The following is a 25,499-nucleotide window of genomic DNA, read 5'->3' as shown; positions in this document are numbered from 1 at the left end:
CATCCAATTGGATGGGCTATTTTATTGAGTGTTGTTTATCCGCCGAACTCGTCAGTATCGCCTTCTAAATCACCCGTAGTCACTTCGAGTGCCTCAATGACTTCTTTAATAACTTGAGTTTGCGTTTTTAAGGCTTCTATTGTGTTTGTTACCGCGCCTTTAAGCTCAGGTTGCTGTATTTGCACATCAAATGAGTAACCTAATTTTGCAGTGGTATCAATCACTGCCGCTTTTGCCATGGTTTCTTCTAGTGCTCCACGTAATTTGTTTGCCAGTTCAGGGTGGCCGGCTACAACTAGCAAGTCATAAATGCTGGCACCTTGTAAAACCTCACCATCAAAACGTGTGTATTGACCACTAAAGGCATTCTGGATCCCTTTAGCGTTTAAGAAAATATCACGATGGGTATTATCTGAAAAACACGAATGCTCATCTTCTTGTGAATCGGTACGAAGTGCAATGCTCATTCGCTCACCGGCAAGTTCTCCGTAACTTAAGCGCCCCATTCCTTCTAGGATTTTAGCCAATGACTGCTTTTGTGTGTCAGCTTGAGTAAAGGCCACATAATGAAAACCACTGCCTGGTGTCCATGCATCCACCACTGATTTAAGATCGTCAATCAGCAAATCTGCAGCCGCAAGTAAGTATTCAGCACGACGAACACAAATTTCGTTCGCTGCACCGGCTTCGCCTGAAGTACATTGACCCATTTGATTCTCAACCGTATAGAAATCACTGGCTTTGCGATATCCAGCTGAGTAATCACGATTAGCGGTATATGTACCGTCTGCATTTAAATCCTGACCCCAAAGTAAAAACTCAATGGCATGATAACCAGAGGTAACGTTAGCCTCATCATCGCCACGCTCAAATTGTGCTTGGATCAAGGCTTTATTGATTACAGGGAAGCTTTCTAAATCAGCAATAATATTACCACCACTTGGTAATGTGCTTGGATTTTCAGGGTTTTGTAAACCATCCATATCTTGGGTGTAATCAATTAACGCTTCAGCAAGTGGCCAAGCATTAATTGCACCTTCAGGTCCTGCTTCTGGCTCTAACACCCAATTACCGGCAGCATCTTTAGTTAAATTATCAATAGGGCCTTCACGAAAACGAAAGACTTCAGATTGACCATAAGGTTCACGTGCTGCTAGCCATGATTGCTTCGCTAACGTAAAGTTTGCATCCGTAGGGTTTGCAACAAATACTGCTAACTGCGCTTTTAACGCTTTAGCCGCAATTAATGAATCTGCATAAACAGCGTAAGCATGCTGTGCATTTGTTTTAATCACATCTTGTGTGGTCACAAATACGCTTGTACCGTTTACACCATCTTGACCTGCTGCACCTTGCGCGCCAGCGACACCATCCTTGCCATCATCTCCACCACAACCGGCCAAAACAGCCGCAGCAACTAAAGAAAGTGCGATATTTTTCATTATATTCATTGCGTTCCCATACATTTTTCAAATGATAATTAATATTATTTGCGGCAAATCCTACACGGTAACAACAATTAGATCAATAATGATAATAACTATCATTTAAATTATTTTTAAAAGTAACTTAAACTACCCATAACACCAAAAAGACAACACACTGTCATTAACAGGTATGCCAACCATATAAAATGCCTCATTAGTCTTTAAACCCACCATGACTGCCCATATAACGTTACTATTGATTACTTATACTTAAATCCAAGGCCTACAATGAACCCAATTATTGCTATTTTGAAAGAGCACAATGTCAGTGATAAACAAACTCAAGAGTTGTTCCAATCTTTTACTGAAAACCCCTTTATGGCGATGACATTAGTACAGCAGCTCGGTATTGCGCCTGAGAAATTACAGCAACTTATGGGACTCGTCATGACTCAACCAAACTTAATCAAAGAAGCCGTTGAAGAGCTTGGATTTGATTTTTCAAAAGTTGAAGAGGCAAAAGAAAAGTTAAACAGCCAAAAACATTAATGGCATTAAAAAAGGGTTAAATACGGTGTATTTAACCCTTTATATAAACTTTTTGTAAACAATAGAGGCTGTTATTTCATCACTAAACGTTTTACGCCTTGGCCATCAATCCCGACATATAGATAGCTATCATGGCCTTGTAAAATACTTCTCACCCGGCCTATTCCTTGAAATACTTTGTCTTGACTCACGACTTTACCTTGGGCTATTTCAAGTGCACTTAAAAACGAATATTTCATCGATGCTAACAATACTTTACCTTTCAATTGCGGGTATTTATCACTTGTTACATAGGCCATATCAGAAGGAGCAATTGAGGGAGTCCATTGAAGAATGGGGCTTACCATCCCTTTTTTCTCAGTCAACTTGGTAAATTCAGTACCACTATAATTGACCCCGTAGCTCACTACCGGCCACCCATAATTTGCGCCTGGCTGAATTAAGTTCAGCTCGTCGCCCCCTTTTGGACCATGTTCATGCGCCCACAACTGCTTATTTTGTGGATCAAACCACATCCCTTGCGGGTTACGATGACCATACGACCACGTGGCTTTTTTCGCTCCAGCTTGTTTGATAAAAGGGTTATCAGAAGGGATTTGACCATCTTGATGCAATCGATAAATTTTCCCCCCATCTCGGGTCAAATCTTGTGGATTATCATCACGAGCACCGCGATCACCAATCGAAAAATACACAAAACCTTGGTGATCAAACTCGATCCGGCTACCGTAATGTTGACCTTTTTTAGTATTACCTTCACCTTTATATAACAGCTGAAGCTCTGTTAATTGGGCTTTTTGGCTATCTATTTTTGCCCGCATTAACGCTGTGTGACTTCCTTCTCCCTCACCTTCTGAACTAGAGAAGGTGAAATACAGCCATCCGGTGTTTTCAAAATCAGGGTGAAGCGCTAAATCGAGTAACCCACCTTGACCATTGACATCAATCTTAGGTAACCCTTTAAGCACGATGGCTTGCTGATCATTGTTTTGTAAAAGCAATTGACCGTTACGATCGCTGACTAACAACTGCCCGCTTGGTAACTGTACCATGGCCCAAGGGATAGACACGTTGTCGATGATAGACTGTGCTTCATAACGCAAATCTTTTTGAGGCAATGTCGTATAATCGACTGCAAAAGCGCCAGAGCTTAGAAAATAAGTTATAAACAAAACAACCGTTTTTTTATAGGATGTGGGGTTTTTCATAGTCATTCCTAAGTGAAATCAGTAATAGAAACCCCGACTTTAGCACACTGATTAACCACCACTAGGCAGTTGAGATGAATCACCTTTTTCTGAGGTCTGTGTGCGCTGTTGGGTAATATGAGTGGCCACATTGCCTATCGTATCAAGCCAAAATCCATTTTTAGGGTCATTAAAATAGCCAATCAATTGTGCTAACACCTGCTCATCAACTGTATACCAACCGCTTTTTCCCACTTCGTGACCAGCTAAAACAATCCAAGCATTATTGACTCGCATGAACTCTATCATTTCAACCAATTGCTCAAAGCTCATACCATCCATGCGGATAGCCGCAACTTGAGCCATATCCACATAGTTGGGATTATTGCCTGTTTCATCATTCCAGGTACGGCCAACACTGAATTTCTCAGCGACAAGCGGCACATAACTTTGCGTTTTTTCACCTTGCCCAACAAAAGTATGACCACAAGGGTATGCAAAACCCGTAGCTTTCACCCCCAATTTTTCTTCAATATAACGGCTGGTAATATCCATATCTTCAGCAAGCCATGAGAGGTCTATTTGCTCTAATCCTAACCCTTTTTGCCTAAGCCATTCAAAATTACCGCTACAGACATGATTTGCGGTATGGTTTGCAATTTCATGTCCCTCTTTAGCGGCTTGCTGCCATCCAGCTAAACGTTCTTCAACAGCATTTGGCACGACATAAAATGTCGCTTTAACACCGTATTTGTTCAAAATAGGAAGGCCCACATCCACTTGGCTCACACGCGCATCATCAAAGCTAAAACTCACTGCATTTCTTGCTTGGTTCGGGTAAATAAACCCCTGATAAGCATCTTTGCTGGCACGAACGGTATCGGCATGATTAACGCCAAATTGTGGCTGCGCACTGACAGCCAGCGTTGTTGATAAAAAGGTCATAAATAAAGCTGAATATACACTGCATTTCATCGCTATAATTCCAGAGTAGGTTGATGCTAAAACTACACCATTTTTTAGCTTTATTTGATATGAGATTTATCTGAAGAAAAGCTGAATAAGTGTCAACTTAGACAAGAAAGACACTGAGTCAGCTTTTATTTCAATAAGTTAAGGTTGAACAGTCTGAGCTCTCATGTGAGATGAAAAATATAATACGAGCAGGCGAATTAACAGCGCTGCTAATAATACAGCTGCGCTCAACTCAAGCCAATAAGGCAATACCTCATGACCCATTGCCATACTAGGTGCAACCTCAAAGCCGAACTCCGCGACTAAATAATCAGTCAGATAACCAAATATCAAGGCCACTCCCACAACGCCGGTTAAATAAGCTAACACGGCCCGTTTACCAAGCTCTTTGGCAACCACACCCAAAGTTGCAATATTGGTCGCAGGGCCTGCCAACATAAACACCAGTACCGCACCAGGAGAAACTCCAGATAACAATAAGCCCGCAGCAATTGGGGTTGAAGCCGTCGCACAAATATACATAGGTATGCTGACCAAAACCATGACGGCCATCGCTATCAGGCCACTTCCCCACTGTGCTAAAAACCCTGCGGGAACAAATGTCTGCACCAACGATGCAAAAAAGAGCCCGATCATTAGCCAAACCGCCGTATCTTGTAATAGCTTAGTGGCACTAAAATGAAAAGCTTGCTTGAGTTTAAACCATTGTGACGCAGTTGCAGGATGCTCCTCATTGCAACAACTTTCTTGTTTGACTGGCGCTGTTTCACAACAGTTTTCATCTTTAGCTACGTCATTATTGCTGCATTTTGATTGACTCGTTAGCAACATAGGTTTTGATTCGTGGGCTGAATCGCAGCAACGGGCCGCGACGATTTTTTTGACTACTGGCTCAGCCTCAGAAGCACAGCAACGGGTGGCGGTGTCCCCTTGAGTGTGTTTCGGTCCCGTATTCTCAGAACATTGCTTATCAGTTTGCTCTTGCGATAATTGTGGCGCCTTATTTTCTTGCCCCACCAGCACACCAGCGGTAATGGCACTTGCAATCGCAGCGATAGGACGAATAATAGCCATAAATGGGCCTAACAGCACATAGGACACTGAAATGGAATCGACCCCAGTTTCAGGGGTCGACACTAAAAAGGCCGTGGTTGCACTTTTTGATGCGCCAGCTCGGCGAAGCCCGACAGCAGCTGGGATCACGCCACACGAACATAGCGGCATGGGCGCCCCAATTAGCGCTGCTTTAACTGTCGTCCAAAATCCTTCTTTGCCTAAGTGCTTATTTAAAAAGTCTTTTGGTAAATAAACATTGATCAGAGCAGCAATAAATAACCCCAGTAATAGCCATGGGGCAGAAATCATAAATAACTGCCAAAAATTAGTTAATAATGTCATCAACATTCTCCAATGCAGATAAAATAGAGCAATACTGAGCAGATTCAGAACCACCACAACACGATGCATGCAATAAACTCAAAGACTGATGAAAACGCTGTAACTCAGCAATTTTATTAGCAACATCATCCATCTTACTTGCTGTTATGTCTTTCACTTCTCGGCAACTGTGGCTTGCCTTTTCAACATTGATTGTCAGTAATTCTTTAATTTCACTCAAAGTAAAACCAACACTTTTTGCGCGCAAGACAAACTCTAACTGTTTTACACTGCTTTCATCATAAATACGATAGCCTGATGGTGTACGCGCACTAGCTTGAAGCAATTGATTTTTTTCGTAATAGCGTAAAGTATCTGTCGACACAGCTAATTTTTTAGCCAATTGACCTATTTGCATGCATCCTCCTCGCGCCTAGTCTGAGGCGATTAATTGATTGAGTACAGTATAAAGCTTAGAGTAAACTCCAAGGTCAATCGTTGCTATCAAAAAAAATTAAATATGAATATTGTTATTCTTGACCACGGAACACTCACAAGTGGTGATCTCACCCCTATTGAAGCCTTGACAGATCACCTAACCTATTTTAAACACACTCACCCCTCACAAATCATTGAGCGCAGCCAAAGCGCTGAGGTCATCATTACTAATAAAGTGGTGCTAGACCAAAACACACTCAATCAATTACCCTTGTTAAAACTTATCTGTATTGCAGCCACAGGTACAAATAATGTGGATCTTGCAGCAGCAAAAGCACAGGGGATTGCAGTCTGCAATGTCGCAGGGTATTCGACTGCCAGTGTGGTGCAGCATACGTTTAGTCTGCTATTTAATTTATTAGGCAATACGCATCGCTACCTATCGGATTGTCAAAATGGTCTGTGGCAACAAAGTACACATTTTTGCAGACTGGATCACAACATTGATGAAGTCGCCGATAAAACGATTGCAATTATTGGTTATGGCGAACTAGGGCAAGCCGTGGCAAAAGTCGCAACGGCTTTTTCGATGACAGTACTTATTGCAGAACGAAAAGGTCAACCTTCACGAGCAGGGCGCGTTCCGTTCGAACAGGCCCTATCTCAAGCGGATATTGTATCTATACACTGCCCGCTCACCGAGAGCACTCACAACCTGATAGATGCAGCTGAGCTGGCACGTATGAAACCCAGCGCCGTCTTACTCAATACCGCACGTGGAGGGGTTGTCAATGAACAGGCACTCTGTGATGCATTAGAACAAAAAATTATCACTGCAGCTGCTGTGGACGTTTTAAGTAAAGAACCCGCACAGGCAGAGAATCCTTTAATAGCTTACACACACGACAATTTACTGCTGACCCCTCATATTGCATGGGCAAGCAGGCAATCTGTGAGTCGCTTGCTCAGCCAAATAGCACTGAATATCCGCGCATTTTACGACAATCAGATCCGCAATCGAGTTGTTTAAACAACTGGCACTAAGTGCAAGTGATGATTTGAATCCACTTGCACAAGTATATTCGCCTTCTTTGGCAAACAACGCTGAGCCCATCGCGTCAACCGTTCAAAATATTGAATAAATTCATAGATAGCTTGATTTGACATCCCTCGACCAGTTTGTGCAATGAGTTGATGCTCTTGCTGACAACGCCACCGATATACATCTTTTAAGTCAGAGACATTTAAATAAATATAATGAGGAAACAGGGCAAAAAAATCCTGATAAAGTGCCTGTAACTCATCATTCACAGCGTGTCGAAACCGCCCATCAGCATCTTGCTCCTGTTCAAACTGATTAATAGGCTGCTGTAACTGTTCAGCCGTTTGCGCGAGGACCCCCATACACCAGCCTTCAACAATCACAATGTGTTGCTTGTCAGTTACGTGTTGCCACTGCGATGTTGGACTCGGGCGATCATGGCTTTTATCAAATCGCGGGATCAAACATTCTCCCCCCGCAATTAAAGTATGCATGTCACAGATAGCCTGCGTTACATCATGCGTACCTGGCACCCCTCTTGTTTGAAATAAAGGATGAACCAAATGTGATTTTTCAGCTCGCTGAAGCGGTGAAAGATAGTAATCATCCAACGAAACCACCAGCGTTCTTTTGTAATAAGAGTGCTGAAAGTACTCGCTCAAATAAGCACTCAAGGTCGACTTTCCTGAGCCCTGAGGGCCATTAATAGCTAACAGCCAAGGACTGTCACTACAAGTAGACATATATAACCAATGCACCTTCTCCACTATAGGTGCAACCTGATAAATATAACTATGAGGTAATTGATATTGGCTAATAAACTTCTCTTGCCATGGGGCAATGGAGTGACGTTGGTGATTCATCTTAATTTGCTGCTTGTACGAAGCAAGCCCCTTTTTAAATCATTGAAAATATCTTATAACAGAGTGTCGTTTAAAATAACAATTGAATAATAGAGTCCAATAATTATGAAAAATTTGCTGATGAAACAAACCGCCCTTGGTGTTGCACTCGCGGTCACTATAGGTCTGACGGGCTGCCAATCCAATCAAAATGCACCAACCAACCAAGTCACTCCTTCGGCATCTAAACATATCCCTCAACAGGCTTTTGCCACTTACAGCGAACAATTTATTGAACGTTTATGGCAAAACAACCCAGAATGGTCTCTTTGGGCTGGTTATGGGCAGTATGATCACATTTTAACCATCCCAAACGAAGAAAGTCGCATTAAAGATCTTGCCAATACACAAGCAGAGCTAGCCTTACTCACGGAATTTGATCTGGAACAGCTCAACCAAAATCAAAAAACCGATTACTACTTGATTAAAAACTTACTCGAAAAAAACATTTGGCAACACACCAAATTCAAAAGCTGGCAATGGAACCCATCGTCTTATAATGTCGCTGGGGGATTTGCCAAAATCATTAATAGTCGTTTAGAAGATGAGCCTAGTAAGCTTAAAAAAGTCTTAATCAGAATGGAAAATGTGCCGGCCTATTATCTAGCAGCCCAAGCTAACATCGATACGCCAACGCTTGAATACACGCAACTGGGGATCTCTCAAAATAAAGGGGCGTTTTCTGTTTTTTCAGATGATTTACTGGCGCGAGCCCAAAAATCCGCGTTGAGCGATTCAGATAAAGCCCTCTTTACTGAGCGCTTTTATGCTGCCAAACAAGCAGTGCAAGGTTATATCGACTTTTTAACGTCCCTTGAAAAAGAACTGGTTGCAAACAACTCAGCGCGCTCTTTTAGAATCGGTGAAGCCTTATATGAAGAAAAGTTTGCGTTCGATATTCAATCTGGTTATAGCGCGAAGCAAATGTACCAAAAAGCCGTTGCCGACAAAACTCGCGTTACAGCCGAAATGGTCAAAATAACCACTCAGTTATGGCCTAAATACTTTCCTCAACAAACAATGCCTAGCGATAACAATCAAGCTATTGCTCAACTAATCAACCATTTGGCCGTCAAACACGTCTCAGCCGATCAATTTGTGCCTGAGATCAAACGCCAAATTCCAGAACTAGAACAATTTGTTCGAGAAAAAGACCTGATCACCTTAGATGCCGATAAACCACTCGTTGTCCGTGAAACTCCTGACTACATGCGCGGCTTTGCTGGCGCATCTATTAGTGCGCCTGGGCCTTACGATAGTAAAGAAAACACTTATTACAACGTCACGCCACTTGATGGTATGAGCGCTGAACAAGCAGAGTCTTATTTAAAAGAGTATAACCATTGGATTTTACAAATACTCAACATCCATGAGGCGATTCCAGGCCATTACTCGCAATTGGTTTATGCCAATAAATCACCTTCTTTAATTAAGAGCATTTTGGGTAACGGTGCCATGATTGAAGGCTGGGCGGTCTACACTGAGCGTATGATGCTTGAAGAAGGCTACGGTAATTTTGAACCCGAAATGTGGTTGATGTATTACAAATGGAACTTGCGCGTAATTTGTAACACGATTTTAGATTACAGTATTCAAGTGTTAGACATGAGTAAAGATGAAGGCCTCGATTTACTGATGAACGGCGCATTTCAAGAGCGAACAGAAGCCGAAGGCAAATGGCGCCGTGCAACTTTGAGCCAAGTGCAACTAACAAGCTACTTTAGTGGCTACCGAGAAATCTATGATTTACGAGAACGCCAGAAGCAACAATTAGGCGATGATTTTAACTTAAAATCATTCCACGAAACCTTCTTAAGTTTTGGTAGTTCTCCGGTTAAATATATCAGCCAATTAATGGACAAATAAGCGGTTTTTCACTATAAAACAAGGAGGCCGAGCCTTCTTGTTTTCTTTTTCTTCAATGTCTTAGCCTAAAATTTCTGAACAGAAACTAAAAGTGAACGAATATGAAAGTCACCTTTTATGGCACCCGAGGCTCCATCCCTACCCCTGGTCCTGATACCGTTTTTTTTGGCGGTAATACAGCATGTGTATTACTAGAGTCTGGCAATCAAAAATTAATCCTTGATTCGGGAACGGGCATTAAGTTGTTGGGTGAACACTTAGCCAGCAATGACGATAAAATTCATATTCTTTTAAGTCACAATCATTGGGATCATATTCAGGGCTTTCCATTTTTTATTCCAGCTTACCAAGTTGGACGACAGATCCATATTTACAGTGCTCCAACCGAACCAACACAGCACCACGCAATTTTAGAGCAAATGTCACAAAGCTTTTTCCCTGTCCCGTCTAACAAGTTAATGGCCGACATTACAGTGCACCCATTAAGCGAAGAAGTTAAGGAACTAAACATTGCTGGCTTTCAAATCGTGTGTAAACCCATCAATCACCCAAATGGTGGTTTTGCTTACAAAATTCGCGCCCAAAACAAAACCCTTGCTTATGTCACCGATAACGAGCTTTTTTCAACCGATAACCTCAAAACCCCCTTAGTAGAATGGCGTTCATTTTTACAAGATGTTGATTTACTCATCCATGATGCCCAGTACACAGACTCTGAAATGCCTTCTAAGCTCGGGTGGGGCCATTCATCAATCGATCAGGCTATTGCTTTAGGGCAGCAAGCTAAAGTCAAACGGTTAGTTCTTTATAGTCACGCTCCAGAAAGAAAAGACAGCGAACTCGAGGAAGTTTTAGCCAATTATGACCATACTCAAACTATGCGATTTGATATTTCTAGAGAAGGACAGGAAATCCACTTATGAATCCATCATGGCCGCACTATTTTTTAAACCAATTCTACGCTTTGCCAAATAACTGAGGCGTATAAAATGCCAATATTGAATCATGAAGACGCATTAGATGAATTACTGGCACTGAGCTACCGTCTGTCTACTGAAAAAAACACCACTAAGTTGTTAGAAGATATTTTATTGAGTGCCAAAGCACTCACTCACGCTGATGGCGGTACTATTTATTCCATCGTTGATGGGCAAGAATTGAAGTTTGAAACTTTACTCAATGATTCATTAAACCTCTATATGGGTGGCACTTCTAAAACGGATATTCCGTTTAAAAACATCCCGATTTACCTCGATGGGGAAATTAATAAGAACGCCTTAGTCGCATTAGCGGCTGCAACACAAGAACCCATTATTATTGAAGATGCCTACCAAGCTTGTAATCACGATATGAGTGGGGCACGAGCAATGGATCAGAGGACAGGCTACCGCACCAAGTCAGTACTCACTGTCCCTATGCAGAACCACGATGGCGACCTTAATGGTGTTTTACAACTCATCAATGCACAACACCAAGGTCAAGTCGTTCCCTTTAACCAACAGGAAATCGACTTAGTATTATCAATGACATCATTGGCGGCAGTCGCATTAACCAACAAACAATTGGTCACCGAAATGGAAGTCTTATTTGAATCTTTAGCGAAAGTCATTGCCCGTGCTATTGATGAAAAATCCCCTTACACAGGGGGTCATTGCCGCCGAGTTCCTGAATTAACCATGATGATTGCTGAGGCCGTAAATCGTGCGAGCGCAGGACCTTTGGCCGAGTTTAATCTCTGTGAGCAAGAAAAAAGCGCCCTTAATGTCGCTGGATGGCTTCACGATTGTGGCAAAATTGCCACTCCTGAATATGTCATGGATAAAGCGACTAAATTACAAACTATTTTTGACCGCATAGAGTACTTAGATGCAAAACTTGAAATTTACGCGCAGCAACTTGAATTAAAAGCATTAAAACATCCTGAATTAAATATTGACTTAGCCTCTGAACTTCAACAACTTGCATCTGATCGTGACTTTCTTAAGCATACCAATTTAGGCAGTGAATTTTTACCCGATGAAAGCATTGAGCGAATTGAGCGTTTAGCTAACAGATACATCATTACCCTTAATGGAGCTGAGCAATCTGTATTCACTGAGGATGAATTAGCTTGCTTAAAAATTCAGCGCGGTACACTGACCCCTGAAGAGCGAACCATCATTAATCATCACATTGATGTCACTGTGATGATGCTTGACTCGTTGCCTTTTCCAAAACACTTAAAGAATGTGCCTGAATATGCATGTGGCCATCACGAAAAGATGGATGGCACAGGCTACCCTAAAGGTTTAACCAAAGAGCAAATGTCTGCGCCCGCTCGAATGATGGCAATTGCTGATATTTTCGAAGCTCTAACCGCCTCTGATAGACCTTATAAACCAGGAAAAACACTCACCGAGTGTTTGAAAATCATGGGCTTTATGGCGAAAGATCAACATATTGACGCTGATCTATTCAACATTTTTATCAAAGAAAAAGTATACTTAGATTACGCAAAGAAATTCGTACCTAACATTGCTAATGAATATATTGATGAAAATGACATTCCTAATTACACCGCTCCTTATTGAAGAATCAGCCCCCTGTGAAATTTATTAAACTACTCATCCTCATTATGTTCTCTTGTCACCTTTTTGGCTTTGAAAGAACCCAACATGATTTAGGTGAAGTAATTGAATACCGCTACGTATGGCAAGATATGGATAATCAGCGTCAAACCTTAGCTTTTAAGCTCGAAAAAGAATTGATTAACAACACTTATCGACGCTTTAAACGTTACGATCAAGATGAAGCTCTTAACTTTGTATACCAACAATTATTATCACAAGTTGGTCAGTACAACCCCAGAAATGTACGCGTGAAATTTAAACGGCGCCATAAAAAACTCGCTTACAGCGTAAAAAGTAAAGATGAGGAAACAAGAACACAAGTTCTCAGTGAACTTGCAGAAGTCGAGCGAACAGCTCAGCAAGCATTTTTAAGTAAACATCATTACGTTCTCTTTCAGAGCCCTTGGCATGGCCCGAGTATCAAAGTAGATCACCTCCGGTTCGCCCAAGAGGGACTTAATCATGTTGCACCGATTGCTGCTGCAATCGAAGCACAAATGACCTTAAGAAAACCACGAGATGTTATTAACTTTGTACTTAATTGGGTGCAATCCATTCCATACTCACCTCTAGAAGATCGCAAAACATCAAACGGCGCAGGATTTAACCCTCCATTACGACTGCTGACTCAAAATAATGGTGATTGCGATAGTAAAATGATCTTGGCTGCCACCATTTTAAAAAATATTTACCCTCGTTTAAGTATTGTATTACTGTATTTACCTGAGCACGCTTTGTTAGGTTTTCAGCTCCCAATCGTAAGTACTGATAACTATGTTGATATAGATGGGCTGCATTATTTACTCGCTGAACCCGTAGGACCCGCTTTATTACCATTGGCAGAAGTATCTCAAAGTTCGAGATCGTTTGTGGATGGGAAAAGTTACTACCATGAAACTTTTTAGATAAAGGCACAGCGTAGAAAATCAACCGAAGAAAAATTAGCTTGCTTTAACTTGGTTTCTCCCTGCTTCTTTGGCTAAATATAGATTTTTATCCGCGACTTCGATAAGCGTATCTTCATCACAGACCCCCACAGAATGGCTGCTAGCAACACCCACGCTAATCGTAACGTAATCGCTGGTCGGTGAAAATTGGTGAGGTATCATTAAGTCATATACGGCTTTTTGTAATCGTTCAGCTTGTTTAACCGCATCCTCTAATGTGCAAGGAGAAAAAACAGCGGTAAATTCTTCGCCACCATAACGAGCGACAAAATCACTGCCTCGCTGGCAAAGTGATTTAATGGTCGTGGCGACTACTTTTAAACATTCATCCCCAGCCCGATGCCCATAGTTATCATTAAACAATTTGAAGTGATCGATATCAATAATCAACATTGCCATTTCTTCCGTACTGCGCGCAGAGCGACGCCATTCTTTAGTAATGTTTTCATCAAAAAATCGGCGGTTATTAATTTCGGTCAAGCCATCAATAGAGACTAACTTTTCTAGCAAGTCATTTTTTTGTTTGATGGTCAGCTGATTTTTGACTCGAACTTGAACGATGGGAGGGCTAAAAGGTTTAGTAATGTAATCCATTGCCCCCATTTCTAACCCTTTGGCTTCGTCGGCATGGCTATCGTTGGCTGAAATAAAAATTACCGGTATTGACTGAGTCTCGCTTTGGTTTTTCAACTGTCTCAGAACTTCATAACCATCCATTCCAGGCATTTTTATATCAAGTAAAACAAGGTCAACTGAATGTTGAGATATTAATGATAACGCTTGCTCTCCATTATTAGCGGTCATCACGCGATATTGAGGCTGCAGGGTTTGCGTTAACACCACCAAATTAAGCGGGTCATCATCGACAACTAAAATTAACGCTCGTTCCATTTCTACTCCCATACAGGGTATGACCTTCTTTCAATCAAACCTAACAAATTATATTGCAATATTTGTGCACTCAGACTGTAACTATAGTGGTAAAAATTACTAAATTTAAACCTAATTAGGTAATTTTTACCACGAATAGACACAATAGCCAGCACTATTGCCTGAAAATTATAAATTTTCTTCTGCAAATGCAGCCAGCCGACTTCGGACAACTCCATTCAAGTTGACTGTCGCACTTCCTTCAAAGTTTTTAAAACGCTCGACCAAATACGTTAAACCTGACGTAACAGGCGTGAGGTAATTACTGTCAATTTGTGCAAGATTGCCTGAACAAATAAGCTTTGTCCCTTCACCGCATCGAGTAATAATCGTTTTTAGCTGCGCGGCGGTCAAATTTTGACTTTCATCTAAAATCACAATGGCATTTTGAATACTGCGACCGCGCATGAAATTAACAGACTTAAACTGAATATTCGCTTTTTCCATTATATAATTCCGGCTAGAAATTGGGTTTTGATCACTTTTATGCAGCACCTCAAGCGAGTCCGTAATCGCAGCTAGCCAAGGTGCCATTTTCTCTTCTTCCGTTCCTGGCAAGTAACCAATTGATTCTGCAATTTCAGGAGTGTTACGCGTCACGATCACTTTATCGTAAATACCTTGCTCTATAACTAGTTCCAATGCACATGCAAGTGCTAGCAGGGTTTTCCCGCAGCCGGCAGGCCCAGTAAGAATCACTAAATCCATGTGTGTATCAAGTAATGCATTCATTGCCATCGCTTGATAAATATTTTTTGGTCGAACTCCCCATGCCATTCTGGACATCATTCGTTCATACCCTAAATCCAAAATCGTCACTTCATCGTCTGTAAAGCTTTCAACCCGGGCAGCAAAATGCCCACCATCATCTAATAAATACTCATTAATAAATACGTCGCCGAGCAAATCTTTAGGCACCGTGTGGTGCAAGTCACGTCCCTCTTGATCGCTTTTGCACTGACCGACTGTCTGCCAAAAATCTCCGGATAACTTTTTGTGTCCAGAGCTCAATAAACTGATATCGTCAATAAGTTGATCAGTGCGGTAATCCTCCACAAATTTAAGACCGGCTCCTTTGGCTTTGAGCCGCATATTGATGTCTTTCGTGACTAAAACAACTTTGATATCTGGATATTGGTTCTGCAGATGCACAGCGCTATTAATAATACGGTGATCATTTTCATTGCCGGGTAATCCCGATATTTGTTCTGCAAATAAATGATCATTGACTATGAGTAATTTACCGTTTGCAGCTCGTTCATCGACTTTTGTACTCGGCAAGGCAACCCCTTCGATCATTTCTTCTGGCGTCGCGTTATGTAACACACCTTCCAAGGATCGGATCGCAACACGGGCATCGCGACTGACATCTTTCTTTCGGTCTTTAATGTGGTCAAGCTCTTCAAGAACAGTCATGGGGATGATAACGTCATGCTCTTCAAAGGATAGAAAAGCCAGTGGCTCATGCAGGAGTACGTTGGTATCAAGTACATACATTTTTTTTTCTTCAGCGCGCATTTTTCCCATAAATCATTCCTTCTGTTTTATGATTTTTCTGCTTTACTTCAAGTTTAGTCTATTTCTAAAAAGAGGCGTTTTTATTACAAAATAGTAATAAACATGCTTAGTTTAGTAATTTCAGTTAACAATTGCCGCAGCATAGAACTTCCTTACACTCAGTTCTTTTCATGCTCAAAAAATAACAGGTGAAACACCTGCTTATAAGCGGTAACATAGCCGCCTTTTTTTCATAGGGGTCGAGTGAGTCAATGAATTTTTCCTTAGGGCAACGTTGGATTAGTGATACAGAATCAGATTTAGGGTTGGGGACGGTTGTGTCTGTTGAAGGCCGCCATGTAACTATTTTATTTCCAGCCACCGGTGATAACCGCGTTTATTCAATGTTAGAAGCACCTGTTACCCGTGTTGTGTTTAATCCTGGGGATAAAATCCGCTCTATCGATGAGTGGGAGTTAGTTGTTGAGAGTATCAGCGAGAAAAATGGTATTTTAAGTTATTCTGGTCACCGTGCTGATAACGATGAACCCGCTCAGTTAAAAGAGACTTTCCTTGATCACTTTATAAAATTTAATCACCCACAAGACCGATTGTTTGCAGGTCAAATCGACCGTTTCGACCGTTATACTCTTCGTTATCAAACGTGGCAGCATCAATATCAAAGTGAGCAATCACCACTTAGGGGGTTAATTGGCCCTAGAGCTAGCTTGATTCCTCATCAATTATATATTGCAGAAGAAGTTGGTAAACGCTTCGCACCGCGTGTTTTATTATCAGATGAAGTGGGATTAGGTAAAACCATTGAAGCGGGGATGATCATTCACCAACAGTTAATTGCAGGACGTGCAAGCCGCATCTTAATTGTTGTACCAGAGAATCTTCAGCACCAGTGGCTAGTTGAAATGCTGCGTCGCTTTAATTTGAAGTTTTCAATTTTTGATGAAGAACGATGCACTGAAGCCTACGCCGATTCTGACAACCCTTTTGAAACTGAACAACTTGTTTTAGTCAGCTTAGAATTCTTAACCAAGAAAAAACGCTGGTTCGAAAAAGCAACATTAGCTGATTGGGATTTATTAGTTGTCGATGAAGCGCACCACTTGCGATTTGATAAAAATAAACCCAGTACTGAATACTTGCGTATCGAAGAGCTCAGTCAAGATATCAAAGGCCTCATTTTACTGACTGCCACACCAGAACAACTCGGTCACGAAAGCCACTTTGCTCGCTTAAAGCTACTTGATCCCGACCGTTTTTATGATTACGACGCATTTATTGAAGAAGAAAGCCACTATCAAGAAGTCGCCGATGCGGCAAATCAACTTTTATCGAACGAAGATTTAAATGACACTACACAGACGACGCTGACACAATTATTAAGCGAAACAAACATTTCTCAGTTATTGAGTGATGTCGCGAAAGGACAACAAGAAGCACGAAACGACATATTATCGTTATTGCTCGACCGCCATGGAACGGGTCGTATATTATTTAGAAATAGTCGTAGTGCCATCAGCGGATTCCCCACTCGGATTCTCGAAGCTCACCCTGTGTCCATGCCAAAACAATACAGTACGGCGATGTCTGTTATGGGCAACCTCAGTGGCATTCAAAACCAAGAACAAGCTGCCCTGCGCGCTTTATTTCCAGAACAAATATTTCAAGAGTTTGAAGGCGGCTCTGCCAGCTGGACTAAATTTGACCCTCGCGTAGATTGGCTAGTCGATAAGTTATTAGAGCTCAAACGTGAAAAAGTACTAGTGATTTGTGCTCATGCGCAAACAGCATTAAGTTTAGAGCAAGAGCTTCGAGAGCGTGAGGCAATCAAAGCCGCGGTTTTTCACGAGGGCATGTCTATCATTGAACGCGATCGTGCCGCAGCCTTTTTTGCTGACGAAGATAATGCCGCACAAGTATTATTGTGTTCAGAAATTGGTTCTGAAGGGCGAAACTTCCAATTTGCTCACACCTTGGTGTTGTTCGATTTACCGCTTAACCCCGACTTACTTGAACAACGAATAGGGCGTCTAGACCGAATAGGCCAAACACAAGATGTCCAAATCCACGTGCCATATTTCGAAAATACAGCGCAAGAGGTATTGTTCAGATGGTATCATGAAGGCATCGATGCTTTTGAGCAAACCTCAAGTACTGGCCAATTACTGTATCAAGAATTCAGTGAAGAGTTACTAGAATTGATCAGTAATCACAATTGCGATGAGGAAGAGCTCGACCCACTTCTTGAACAAGCCTCAAAACAAAACCGAGTACTCAGAAATAAAATGGAACAAGGCCGCGACCGTTTACTTGAGTTACATTCAAGTGGACAAGGACGAGCTGAAGAACTCGTTAAAGCCATTGCCGCCAAAGATGACGAAACCCAGTTGGCGATGTTTATGATCAAAATCTTTGATGTCTTTGGAGTGAACCAAGATGACAAAGGTGAAAATAGCATCATTTTAAAACCGACTGAACACATGCTCGTCCCTTCTTTCCCTTGTTTAAAAGACGAAGGAATCACCGTGACTTTTGATCGCGATACGGCCTTAGCCCAAGAAGACATTCACTTTATTTCTTGGGATCACCCTATGGTTCAAGGTGCTATGGAGCTGATTGCCGATGATAACTTTGGCTCGAGTTCTGTCGCGCTACTCAAAAACAAAAAGTTACCTGCCGGCAGCTTTTTTGTAGAGTTAATTTATATTGCAGAAGCAACCGCACCGAAATCATTACAAATTGGCCGCTTTTTACCGCCAACACCGATCCGGATATTACTCGATAAAGCGGGTAACAACTTAGCGGCCAATGTCGGGTTCGATGGTTTTAATCAACAACTTTCAGCCGTTGGTCGCCAAACTGCGAGCAAATTAGCCAATGCATTACAACCTCAAATTCATGGCTTAATTCAAACGGCAGCCACCATCGCTGAGCAAGAAATGTTCACTCTCAAAGCTAGTGCACAACAATCAATGTCCGCTGCTATGGCCGATGAAACTGAGCGATTAACCTCTTTGAAAAAATGCAACCCCAATATTCGCGATGAAGAAATCCAATTTTTGGCAAAACAACAAGCCGATTTAGATCAACACATCGAGAAGACTCAACTAAAACTGGATGCCATCCGTTTAATTGTTGTCTCCCACTAGGCATTTGACTAAAATGGCCAGCTTCACATAATGAGGCTGGCCGTGTTACTTAATTACTCCCCCCCGATGTTCCCCTATCTTGAGATTATTTATCAAGATAATGATTTACTCATTTTAAACAAACCTAGCGAACTGCTAACGGTGCCAGGTAAAGATCCGCTTCATGCCGATAGCCTTGAAAAAAGAGTCCAACGGGTTTTCCCCACCGCCAAAATCGTGCATCGCCTTGATATGGCTACTTCGGGGCTTATTTGCATGGCTTTGCATAAAGCTGCGCACAGCCACATCAGCCGACAGTTTCAAGACAGACAAACTAAAAAACGCTACATTGCGCGCGTGTTTGGACAACTCACTGAAAACAATGGCAGTATCGATTTACCACTTATTTGTGATTGGCCAAATCGCCCCAAACAAATGGTCGATTTTGAACGAGGTAAGCCTTCATTGACACATTGGCAAGTATTGAATATTGAAGAAAATGCAACGCGAGTTGCCCTGACCCCCATCACCGGTCGTTCTCATCAACTTCGCGTCCATATGCTTTCTCAAGGTCATGTTATCTTAGGCGATCGCCTTTATGCTCACCCAGAAGCATTAGCAATGGCTCCACGCCTTCAACTTCATGCTGAATATTTGGCACTTAGCCATCCAATAACTGAACAGTGGCTTGAATTTACTGCGCCTTGCCCATTTTGACACTAAGATTAATGACTGAAATTTGTTAACTTTTTTTACCTTTGGCCGTTAATAAGTTTAACCAGACTCTAAGCAGAGGTGTATTTGAAATACTTACTTGTATTTTTATTCAGTGTCACAGTCGGCGCCACAGAAATTTCGGCTCCTGAATCGCTTGAGCGCGTCTATCAGCAAGATATGTTTCACTATTACCGAGGTGATGAAATAAAAATGATTCTGGCTGGCGAGAACGAATTCGCCGCACTATTTCGTGATCGTACTTCTGCGATGGCTAAAGGGGTGGCTATTTTATTACCTGATTGGCATATGCCTGCAAATAATCATTATGGGCTTGATTATTTACGTACAGAACTCAATGAATACGGCTGGGTTAGCTATGCGATGAATATTCCAGATCCAATCACTTTTTATAACAACGATATCAAGGCTGATCCAAACTTATTTCACGCACCTGCGTTAACTATTTTAAACAAAGACGATTTAGCAGCTTATAAACTGCAACTTCTGAGTCGATTTAAAGCGTTGTACCAATCCGCCCTCAATCACCCTGGCTTTATAATCGTTATTGCGCAAGGCGCCACCAGTAGCTTATTAGTGGAGTACTTTTCTGAACAGGCAGAAGAGGAAGTTGATGCCTTTGTTTTTTTAAGTAGTTATCTTCCCGATCCCCAGCTCAACTACACACTTAATCAAGGCTTTGCCAAAGTGAGCCCGCCTGTTTTAGATATTTTCACTAGTGAAGATAGCAATTTAGTCAAAACGACATTACAGCAACGAAAAAAAATGGCCACCAAAGAACATAAAATTAATTATCGGCAACGTGAGCTATTTAGTAGCCAACAAAACCCAAGACAGCAAGCCCGTTTACTGAAAGAAATTTATGGATTTTTAACAAAGATTGGCATTTAAGTCAGCTGCTTTTTCATTTTTTACGCTGGATGCTTTTTGAGATATTCATACGCCGCTTGAATATCTTGGCTTTTTCGCTTTGCAACTTCCATCAAATGCTCAGGCAGTCCTTGTGAAACAAGTTTATCGGGATGGTGTTGACTCATTAATTTTCGATACGCTTTCTTAATATCAGCAGCACTTGCCGAGTCACTCATTCCTAATACTTCCAATGCCTGCTTGCGGCCCATAACGCTGGTTTGAGAGTTTGAATGATGGTGTTTTTCGCTCGACTGTTGGCGCTGTTGGCTAAATTTAAACTCCGCCTGATAACGCTTGAGAATGAACTTAAAATGGGTTTGCGAAAAGCCGAGTAATTTAGCGGCATGTTGCAACAACTCTCGCTCTGACTCCGACAAATGACCATCACAAAATGCCATTTGTATTTGAATTTCAATAAAAAGTTGCAATAAATCATAACGCCCTGAAAAACGACGCTTAAACTCTTGGAGCGTTTCTTTAAATGTAAACTCATTACTTTTACCCGCACGAAATGCGTCCTGTGCTTCTTGACGACTTTCTCCAGATAGCTGCATTTCATCCATGAACAACCCAGCAGCTTTAATATGAGTTTCACTGATCCGGCCATTGGATTTTGCTATATGCCCCATGACTGAAAAGCAAGTATAAAAAAATAAAGCCTGCCGCTCACTGACCTCTTCGCCCGAAAATAAAGACTGAAACCCCCCAGCCTTATCAAAGTTTTGTTTGATTGAGCGGTCAAACATGTGCCCAAGATAAAACCCTAAAATAGCCCCAAACCAGCGACCAAATAAAAAACCAAACAACGTTCCTAAAACCTTTCCCCACATATGTTCAATCCTGTTCCAACATCGAATAATTCTATTTAAATCAGGCCGCGCAGACTCAAATCTAAGTGTGCTAACCGCTCAGGTGTGCCGACATCAACCCATTGTCCCAAATAAAGCTCACCAGAAACTTGGTTGTCTTTCATTTTTGCTCGTAGCAATGGTGCAAGAGGGCGAAACTCAACGGGCAGACCGGCAAAAAAATCAGGGTGATAAATAGCAATACCAGCAAAGGTATAACATATTTCCCCTTCACTTTTTACCCTTCCATGGTTTAAAGAAAAATCACCATTTGGATTATGATCAGGGTTTTCAATGAGCACTAAATGGGCTTGGCCGGTGTCAATTTGCAACTGAGTTAAACTGTGTACATCGTAATCGGTGAATATATCGCCATTAATCACGATAAAAGGTTCATCGCCCAGTAATGGCAGTGCCTGAATAATCCCCCCTGCAGTTTCAAGCCCTTCGGGTGGCTCCGGTGAGTATTGAATATTTATGCCCCATTTTTGACCTTGTTGGCAAAATTTGTGAATAACGTCACCACACCACGCTAAATTAATAATGATCTCAGTGACACCTGCCGCTTTTAGGCGTGATAGGTGATAATCAAGTAACGGTCGGTCATTCACCTTTAACATCGGCTTAGGTTGCTCTGCAGTAAGCGGCATCATGCGCTTGCCGCGGCCTGCAGCTAAAATCATCGCTTTCATAATTGCTCTTGGAGTTTAGGAATGATCTGTTCAATCATCCATTGATGCAGTTCGGACAACTCACTATATCGGGATGACACATCAGCGATATACATCATGGTCGGTAAAATCGCAGATAAGTAACCCGGCTTTTGATCTCGTTGTGCTAAGCGGGTAAAAATTCCAACGGCTTTAAGATGTCTTTGTAACCCAACTAAGTCAAACCAACGCCTAAATGTAACTTTAGACGCGTTATTCAATAGACCGGATGAAGATAATTTTTGATAACCATATTCGAACAGCATTTCAAACTGCTCGTCTGTTAATTGGTGATAACAATCTCGTAATAATGACACCAAATCATATGTCGCAGGTCCGGTGACCGCGTCTTGATAATCAATGACCACCCACTGCCGTTGATGATACATCAAATTACGACTGTGATAATCACGATGCACTGTGACTTGCGGCTGAATTAATAAATTATCGGTTAATAATTCCACGACCGATTGCCACATTTCATGCTCAGTTTTAGAAAGTGTCAATCCTAAGTATGCTTCGACTAACCATTCTTTAAAAATAGTCAACTCTACCATAACAAAATCAGTGTCATAGCATTTCATTGAGTCTGCTTTTGGGGTCTGTGCTATTAAAGGAATTAAATCAATTAACTGTTGGTAATACTCAGTAACCTGTGGATCATCAACTAAATCAGCTAAATGTGTTTGCCCTAAATCTTCTAGTAGAAAAAAACCATGTGCTAAATCACTTGATAATATTTGTGGTAAACGTAACCCTTGCGCTGTAAAAACTGGGTTATATTCAAAAAAAGGCTGGTTATTCACTCGAGAAGGATCGGAGTCCATCACAATAAAGTGTTGATTCTGATTATTTAAACGAAAATAACGTCGAAAGCTCGCATCCCCGGTAATTGGGTCAAGTTTAAAATGGCTATCCATGCAATTGGCATGAACAAACTGGAGTAAAGCATTGAAACGTTGATTCATAAGATCACTAAATTACATTTTTTTACTATCATAACAATTTCATTCATTAGAGAAATATTTAAAATTGTTTTATTATGTGCCATTCCTGCTAACCACCTGAGCATTAAGGTTAATAAATGAACAAACTCTGGGGCTTACTGTTGTTTTCTGGCCTGAGCCAAGCAACAAATGCCGACACCGAAGCGACAGCGTTAATCTGTGACGCTTCACCTCAAACCAGAGCATGGCAGCCTCTTCCAGGTATTGCAGCAAAAACAATGGACATTGAAGCTGATAATGTCGAAGTGCTTGGTACACAAAGTGCGCAATTTAGCGGCGATGTCATCATTAACTCACCATTAATGACACTAAAAGCTCAATCCGCTTTGATTGATAAAATCCAAGGGTTATTGGATGCTCGTGGTCCCATTACCTTTGAAGATAATCAATCCGTCATTACCAGTTCAGGCTTGAATGCGAACTTAGGCGATAACAGCATTAACCTAAATGGCGCCTCATACCGTTTAACTCAACAACAAGGTCGAGGCTTTGCTGAAAAGTTAGCCATTAATGAAGGTGAACTGAATTTATTTAATGGTAGTTTTACTACCTGTCCTGTCGATAACGAAACTTGGTCTATTCATGCTTCGCAAATTCGTTTATCACAAGAGGAAGGTTGGGGCGAAACATATGGGGCGGTATTAAAAGTGTATAACACGCCACTTTTATATATTCCTTACTTTACATACCCTATCAACGACAAACGAAAGTCCGGGTTTTTAGCACCCGATATTGGTAGCTCTGACCGTTACGGCTTAGAAACAAAGACTCCCTACTATTGGAATATAGCGCCTAATTACGACGCCACCATTACCCCGAGATACATGTCGAATATCGGTCTTCAATTACAGACTGAATTTCGTTACTTGACTGAACAACATCAAGGTTTAATCGCACTTGAATACTTAAATAAAGATGACTCAGAGCCAGAGTTAGATGATCGGTATTTATTTCATTGGCAACAAAGCTCCCAGCTAAATAACGATTGGCGTGGCTTAATAGATGTAACCAATATCAGCGATGATAATTATTTAACAGATCTCAATACAAACTACGCCAATAAAACTGATACACAGCTTTATCGCACCGGTTTACTTACCCATATTGGTGAACGTTGGCAGACCGACATCAAAGTGCAAAACTTTGAAGTACTGGGCGATCACTTGAGTTCTTACTCTGCTTATCCACAAATTAGTTTTAGCCAAACACAACCTTATCAATGGCAGGCTCTTAACTTCACTGTCGATGGCGAGCTTAGTCATTTTAAAAATAATGATTTAAAAACGGCGGATAACACGAACAAAAACATTGCAAAAATTTATGAAGCAACGCGGTTACACATCGAGCCAAAAGCCCAATATTTGTATCAAGACTATGCATGGTCATTTTTGTCTGAATTTAGTTTGATGCAAACCAATTACCAACAAAAAGGGGATTTGGATGCTAATGGATATCAGTTTGATGAATCGGTAACGCGAACGCTACCTAAATTGCGCTTATATGGGCAAATTAACTTTGAGCGTGATACCAACTGGCTGGTAGAAGATGGCTTACAAACTTTAACTCCACAATTGCAGTACCTCTATGTGCCAGATAAAAATCAAGATAATATCGGTTTTTACGATACCACTCGATTACAAGATGACTTCTTTGGCCTTTTCCGAGATAAACGTTATTCGGGAGTCGATCGCATTGCCCGAGCAAATCAGTTTACCCTAGGCGCAACAACCCGTATATTCAGTAATAAAAATGAGGAACTATTTAACCTAAGTGTTGGTCAGATATTTTACCTTTCAAACGAAGCTAAACCATCAGAACAAACGGCGGCATTAATTGCCTCTGAGGGCTCATATAATGCACTTTTCGCGGGTGAAGCGATGCTCCATTGGCACCGCCGTTGGTACTTATCCAGTGGCGTACAATATGACACAGAAGGTAAACAGTTTATACAATCTCATGTTACTTTAGATTATAAAGGTGACGACCAACAGCTAGTACAGGTCAATCATCGCTTTGCAAATGATGTTTCAGGCAATAAGATTGAGCAAATGGGTATGTTTACCAGTGTGCCAATTAGTCAAAATTGGCATTTTATAGCTAGCTACCATCGTGACTTAGAAACAAATCGCAGTGTGGAGCTGCTAACCGGGCTACAATATGAATCATGTTGTTGGGCATTTCAAATTACCGGTCATAGACAAATTGAAACAGACTTAAATCAGTCTATTTCTGGACTAAACGAACAAACTGCCGTATTTGATTCTGGAATTCGGTTTAATTTTGTATTTAAAGGACTCGGTAGTAAAGATAGTTATGATGCCAACAAGCTATTGCAGCAAGGCATTTTTAATTACCGTCGCCCGTACTTCCTAAATAACTAACGCAAGAAACAATA

21 protein-coding genes are annotated in these 25,499 nt (G+C 41.4%); 10 read left to right on the top strand and 11 right to left on the bottom strand.

Annotated elements, in window-relative coordinates:
• Window positions 1-35: 35 nt before the first annotated feature.
• Entirely contained in the window at window positions 36-1,451 is a 1,416-nt protein-coding gene (locus tag AC3KVK_RS04080; RefSeq protein ID WP_490310928.1) for an imelysin family protein, read from the bottom strand.
• Between the two features lie 264 nt (window positions 1,452-1,715).
• Here AC3KVK_RS04080 and AC3KVK_RS04075 point away from each other — a divergent pair, with 264 nt between their 5' ends.
• Window positions 1,716-1,976 (top strand): DUF2999 family protein, encoded by a 261-nt coding sequence (locus AC3KVK_RS04075; RefSeq protein WP_490310927.1) that lies wholly within the window; start codon window positions 1,716-1,718, stop codon window positions 1,974-1,976.
• 71 nt (window positions 1,977-2,047) lie between these two features.
• Here AC3KVK_RS04075 and AC3KVK_RS04070 read toward each other — a convergent pair whose 3' ends face one another.
• The 4 genes from AC3KVK_RS04070 to zntR form a co-directional block, all read right to left on the bottom strand.
• Window positions 2,048-3,184 carry a PQQ-dependent sugar dehydrogenase gene (locus AC3KVK_RS04070; RefSeq protein ID WP_490310926.1) on the bottom strand — a complete coding sequence of 379 codons (1,137 nt, stop codon included), beginning with the start codon at window positions 3,182-3,184 and terminating at the stop codon, window positions 2,048-2,050.
• A 51-nt stretch (window positions 3,185-3,235) separates the two neighbouring features.
• A complete protein-coding gene (locus tag AC3KVK_RS04065) occupies window positions 3,236-4,138 on the bottom strand; it encodes a polysaccharide deacetylase family protein (RefSeq protein ID WP_490310925.1) in 903 nt (300 codons plus the stop codon).
• 138 nt (window positions 4,139-4,276) lie between these two features.
• Window positions 4,277-5,536: an SO_0444 family Cu/Zn efflux transporter gene (locus AC3KVK_RS04060; RefSeq protein WP_490310924.1), complete on the bottom strand. Its 1,260-nt coding sequence runs from the start codon at window positions 5,534-5,536 to the stop codon at window positions 4,277-4,279.
• Window positions 5,520-5,933, bottom strand: a complete 414-nt coding sequence (zntR, locus tag AC3KVK_RS04055) for a Zn(2+)-responsive transcriptional regulator (RefSeq protein WP_490310923.1) — start codon at window positions 5,931-5,933, stop codon at window positions 5,520-5,522. Before zntR ends, AC3KVK_RS04060 begins: the two co-directional genes overlap by 17 nt.
• 102 nt (window positions 5,934-6,035) lie before the next feature.
• Between zntR and AC3KVK_RS04050 the strand changes: the two genes are divergently transcribed.
• Window positions 6,036-6,983 carry a D-2-hydroxyacid dehydrogenase gene (locus AC3KVK_RS04050; RefSeq protein ID WP_490310922.1) on the top strand — a complete coding sequence of 316 codons (948 nt, stop codon included), beginning with the start codon at window positions 6,036-6,038 and terminating at the stop codon, window positions 6,981-6,983.
• On the opposite strand, the gene AC3KVK_RS04045 is transcribed toward AC3KVK_RS04050, so the two are convergent.
• Complete coding sequence (locus tag AC3KVK_RS04045; RefSeq protein WP_490310921.1) at window positions 6,980-7,858, bottom strand: kinase; 879 nt, start codon at window positions 7,856-7,858, stop codon at window positions 6,980-6,982. The two genes, AC3KVK_RS04050 and AC3KVK_RS04045, sit on opposite strands and share 4 nt — an antisense overlap.
• A gap of 120 nt (window positions 7,859-7,978) precedes the next feature.
• On the opposite strand from AC3KVK_RS04045, the gene AC3KVK_RS04040 reads away from it, so the two are divergent.
• From AC3KVK_RS04040 to AC3KVK_RS04025, 4 genes are all read left to right on the top strand, one after another.
• Window positions 7,979-9,763 (top strand): DUF885 domain-containing protein, encoded by a 1,785-nt coding sequence (locus tag AC3KVK_RS04040; protein ID WP_490310970.1) that lies wholly within the window; start codon window positions 7,979-7,981, stop codon window positions 9,761-9,763.
• A 101-nt stretch (window positions 9,764-9,864) separates the two neighbouring features.
• Window positions 9,865-10,686: an MBL fold metallo-hydrolase gene (locus AC3KVK_RS04035; RefSeq protein ID WP_490310920.1), complete on the top strand. Its 822-nt coding sequence runs from the start codon at window positions 9,865-9,867 to the stop codon at window positions 10,684-10,686.
• A 66-nt stretch (window positions 10,687-10,752) separates the two neighbouring features.
• Window positions 10,753-12,333 (top strand): HD domain-containing phosphohydrolase, encoded by a 1,581-nt coding sequence (locus AC3KVK_RS04030; RefSeq protein ID WP_490310919.1) that lies wholly within the window; start codon window positions 10,753-10,755, stop codon window positions 12,331-12,333.
• Window positions 12,334-12,347: 14 nt separating this feature from the next.
• Window positions 12,348-13,277: a hypothetical protein gene (locus tag AC3KVK_RS04025; protein ID WP_490310918.1), complete on the top strand. Its 930-nt coding sequence runs from the start codon at window positions 12,348-12,350 to the stop codon at window positions 13,275-13,277.
• 36 nt (window positions 13,278-13,313) lie between these two features.
• Here AC3KVK_RS04025 and AC3KVK_RS04020 read toward each other — a convergent pair whose 3' ends face one another.
• On the bottom strand, window positions 13,314-14,210 hold the full coding sequence (locus AC3KVK_RS04020) for a diguanylate cyclase (protein ID WP_490310917.1): 897 nt from the start codon (window positions 14,208-14,210) through the stop codon (window positions 13,314-13,316).
• A 168-nt stretch (window positions 14,211-14,378) separates the two neighbouring features.
• Window positions 14,379-15,776: a PhoH family protein gene (locus AC3KVK_RS04015; RefSeq protein ID WP_490310916.1), complete on the bottom strand. Its 1,398-nt coding sequence runs from the start codon at window positions 15,774-15,776 to the stop codon at window positions 14,379-14,381.
• A 242-nt stretch (window positions 15,777-16,018) separates the two neighbouring features.
• On the opposite strand from AC3KVK_RS04015, the gene rapA reads away from it, so the two are divergent.
• From rapA to AC3KVK_RS04000, 3 genes are all read left to right on the top strand, one after another.
• On the top strand, window positions 16,019-18,913 hold the full coding sequence (gene rapA, locus AC3KVK_RS04010) for an RNA polymerase-associated protein RapA (RefSeq protein ID WP_490310915.1): 2,895 nt from the start codon (window positions 16,019-16,021) through the stop codon (window positions 18,911-18,913).
• A gap of 42 nt (window positions 18,914-18,955) precedes the next feature.
• Window positions 18,956-19,609 (top strand): bifunctional tRNA pseudouridine(32) synthase/23S rRNA pseudouridine(746) synthase RluA, encoded by a 654-nt coding sequence (rluA, locus tag AC3KVK_RS04005; protein WP_490310914.1) that lies wholly within the window; start codon window positions 18,956-18,958, stop codon window positions 19,607-19,609.
• 84 nt (window positions 19,610-19,693) lie between these two features.
• Window positions 19,694-20,518, top strand: a complete 825-nt coding sequence (locus tag AC3KVK_RS04000) for a DUF3530 family protein (RefSeq protein WP_490310913.1) — start codon at window positions 19,694-19,696, stop codon at window positions 20,516-20,518.
• A 20-nt stretch (window positions 20,519-20,538) separates the two neighbouring features.
• Here the strand turns inward: AC3KVK_RS04000 and djlA are convergent, their stop codons facing one another.
• The 3 genes from djlA to AC3KVK_RS03985 are packed head-to-tail and all read right to left on the bottom strand — an operon-like array spanning window position 20,539 to window position 23,065.
• Window positions 20,539-21,369, bottom strand: a complete 831-nt coding sequence (gene djlA, locus AC3KVK_RS03995; protein WP_490310912.1) for a co-chaperone DjlA — start codon at window positions 21,367-21,369, stop codon at window positions 20,539-20,541.
• Window positions 21,370-21,404: 35 nt separating this feature from the next.
• A complete protein-coding gene (gene murU / locus AC3KVK_RS03990) occupies window positions 21,405-22,079 on the bottom strand; it encodes an N-acetylmuramate alpha-1-phosphate uridylyltransferase MurU (protein ID WP_490310911.1) in 675 nt (224 codons plus the stop codon).
• Window positions 22,076-23,065, bottom strand: coding sequence for an aminoglycoside phosphotransferase family protein (locus tag AC3KVK_RS03985; protein ID WP_490310910.1), 990 nt, complete (start codon window positions 23,063-23,065; stop codon window positions 22,076-22,078). The genes murU and AC3KVK_RS03985 overlap by 4 nt, the downstream gene beginning before the upstream one ends.
• A 116-nt stretch (window positions 23,066-23,181) precedes the next feature.
• Here AC3KVK_RS03985 and lptD point away from each other — a divergent pair, with 116 nt between their 5' ends.
• Entirely contained in the window at window positions 23,182-25,485 is a 2,304-nt protein-coding gene (lptD, locus tag AC3KVK_RS03980) for an LPS assembly protein LptD (protein ID WP_490310909.1), read from the top strand.
• Window positions 25,486-25,499: the final 14 nt, after the last annotated feature.

Source organism: Pseudoalteromonas sp. J2K-J979 (assembly GCF_058169715.2).
This window is presented reverse-complemented; position numbering and strand designations above follow the sequence as displayed.

Bases quoted from the DNA above. Each gene is read 5' to 3' on its own strand.
- AC3KVK_RS04080 (WP_490310928.1), bottom strand. From the start codon at position 1,451: ATGAATATAATGAAAAATATCGCACTTTCTTTAGTTGCTGCGGCTGTT.
- AC3KVK_RS04075 (WP_490310927.1), top strand. From the start codon at position 1,716: ATGAACCCAATTATTGCTATTTTGAAAGAGCACAATGTCAGTGATAAA.
- AC3KVK_RS04070 (WP_490310926.1), bottom strand. From the start codon at position 3,184: ATGAAAAACCCCACATCCTATAAAAAAACGGTTGTTTTGTTTATAACT.
- AC3KVK_RS04065 (WP_490310925.1), bottom strand. From the start codon at position 4,138: ATGAAATGCAGTGTATATTCAGCTTTATTTATGACCTTTTTATCAACA.
- AC3KVK_RS04060 (WP_490310924.1), bottom strand. From the start codon at position 5,536: ATGACATTATTAACTAATTTTTGGCAGTTATTTATGATTTCTGCCCCA.
- zntR (WP_490310923.1), bottom strand. From the start codon at position 5,933: ATGCAAATAGGTCAATTGGCTAAAAAATTAGCTGTGTCGACAGATACT.
- AC3KVK_RS04050 (WP_490310922.1), top strand. From the start codon at position 6,036: ATGAATATTGTTATTCTTGACCACGGAACACTCACAAGTGGTGATCTC.
- AC3KVK_RS04045 (WP_490310921.1), bottom strand. From the start codon at position 7,858: ATGAATCACCAACGTCACTCCATTGCCCCATGGCAAGAGAAGTTTATT.
- AC3KVK_RS04040 (WP_490310970.1), top strand. From the start codon at position 7,979: ATGAAACAAACCGCCCTTGGTGTTGCACTCGCGGTCACTATAGGTCTG.
- AC3KVK_RS04035 (WP_490310920.1), top strand. From the start codon at position 9,865: ATGAAAGTCACCTTTTATGGCACCCGAGGCTCCATCCCTACCCCTGGT.
- AC3KVK_RS04030 (WP_490310919.1), top strand. From the start codon at position 10,753: ATGCCAATATTGAATCATGAAGACGCATTAGATGAATTACTGGCACTG.
- AC3KVK_RS04020 (WP_490310917.1), bottom strand. From the start codon at position 14,210: ATGGAACGAGCGTTAATTTTAGTTGTCGATGATGACCCGCTTAATTTG.
- AC3KVK_RS04015 (WP_490310916.1), bottom strand. From the start codon at position 15,776: ATGGGAAAAATGCGCGCTGAAGAAAAAAAAATGTATGTACTTGATACC.
- rapA (WP_490310915.1), top strand. From the start codon at position 16,019: ATGAATTTTTCCTTAGGGCAACGTTGGATTAGTGATACAGAATCAGAT.
- djlA (WP_490310912.1), bottom strand. From the start codon at position 21,369: ATGTGGGGAAAGGTTTTAGGAACGTTGTTTGGTTTTTTATTTGGTCGC.
- murU (WP_490310911.1), bottom strand. From the start codon at position 22,079: ATGAAAGCGATGATTTTAGCTGCAGGCCGCGGCAAGCGCATGATGCCG.
- AC3KVK_RS03985 (WP_490310910.1), bottom strand. From the start codon at position 23,065: ATGAATCAACGTTTCAATGCTTTACTCCAGTTTGTTCATGCCAATTGC.
- lptD (WP_490310909.1), top strand. From the start codon at position 23,182: ATGAACAAACTCTGGGGCTTACTGTTGTTTTCTGGCCTGAGCCAAGCA.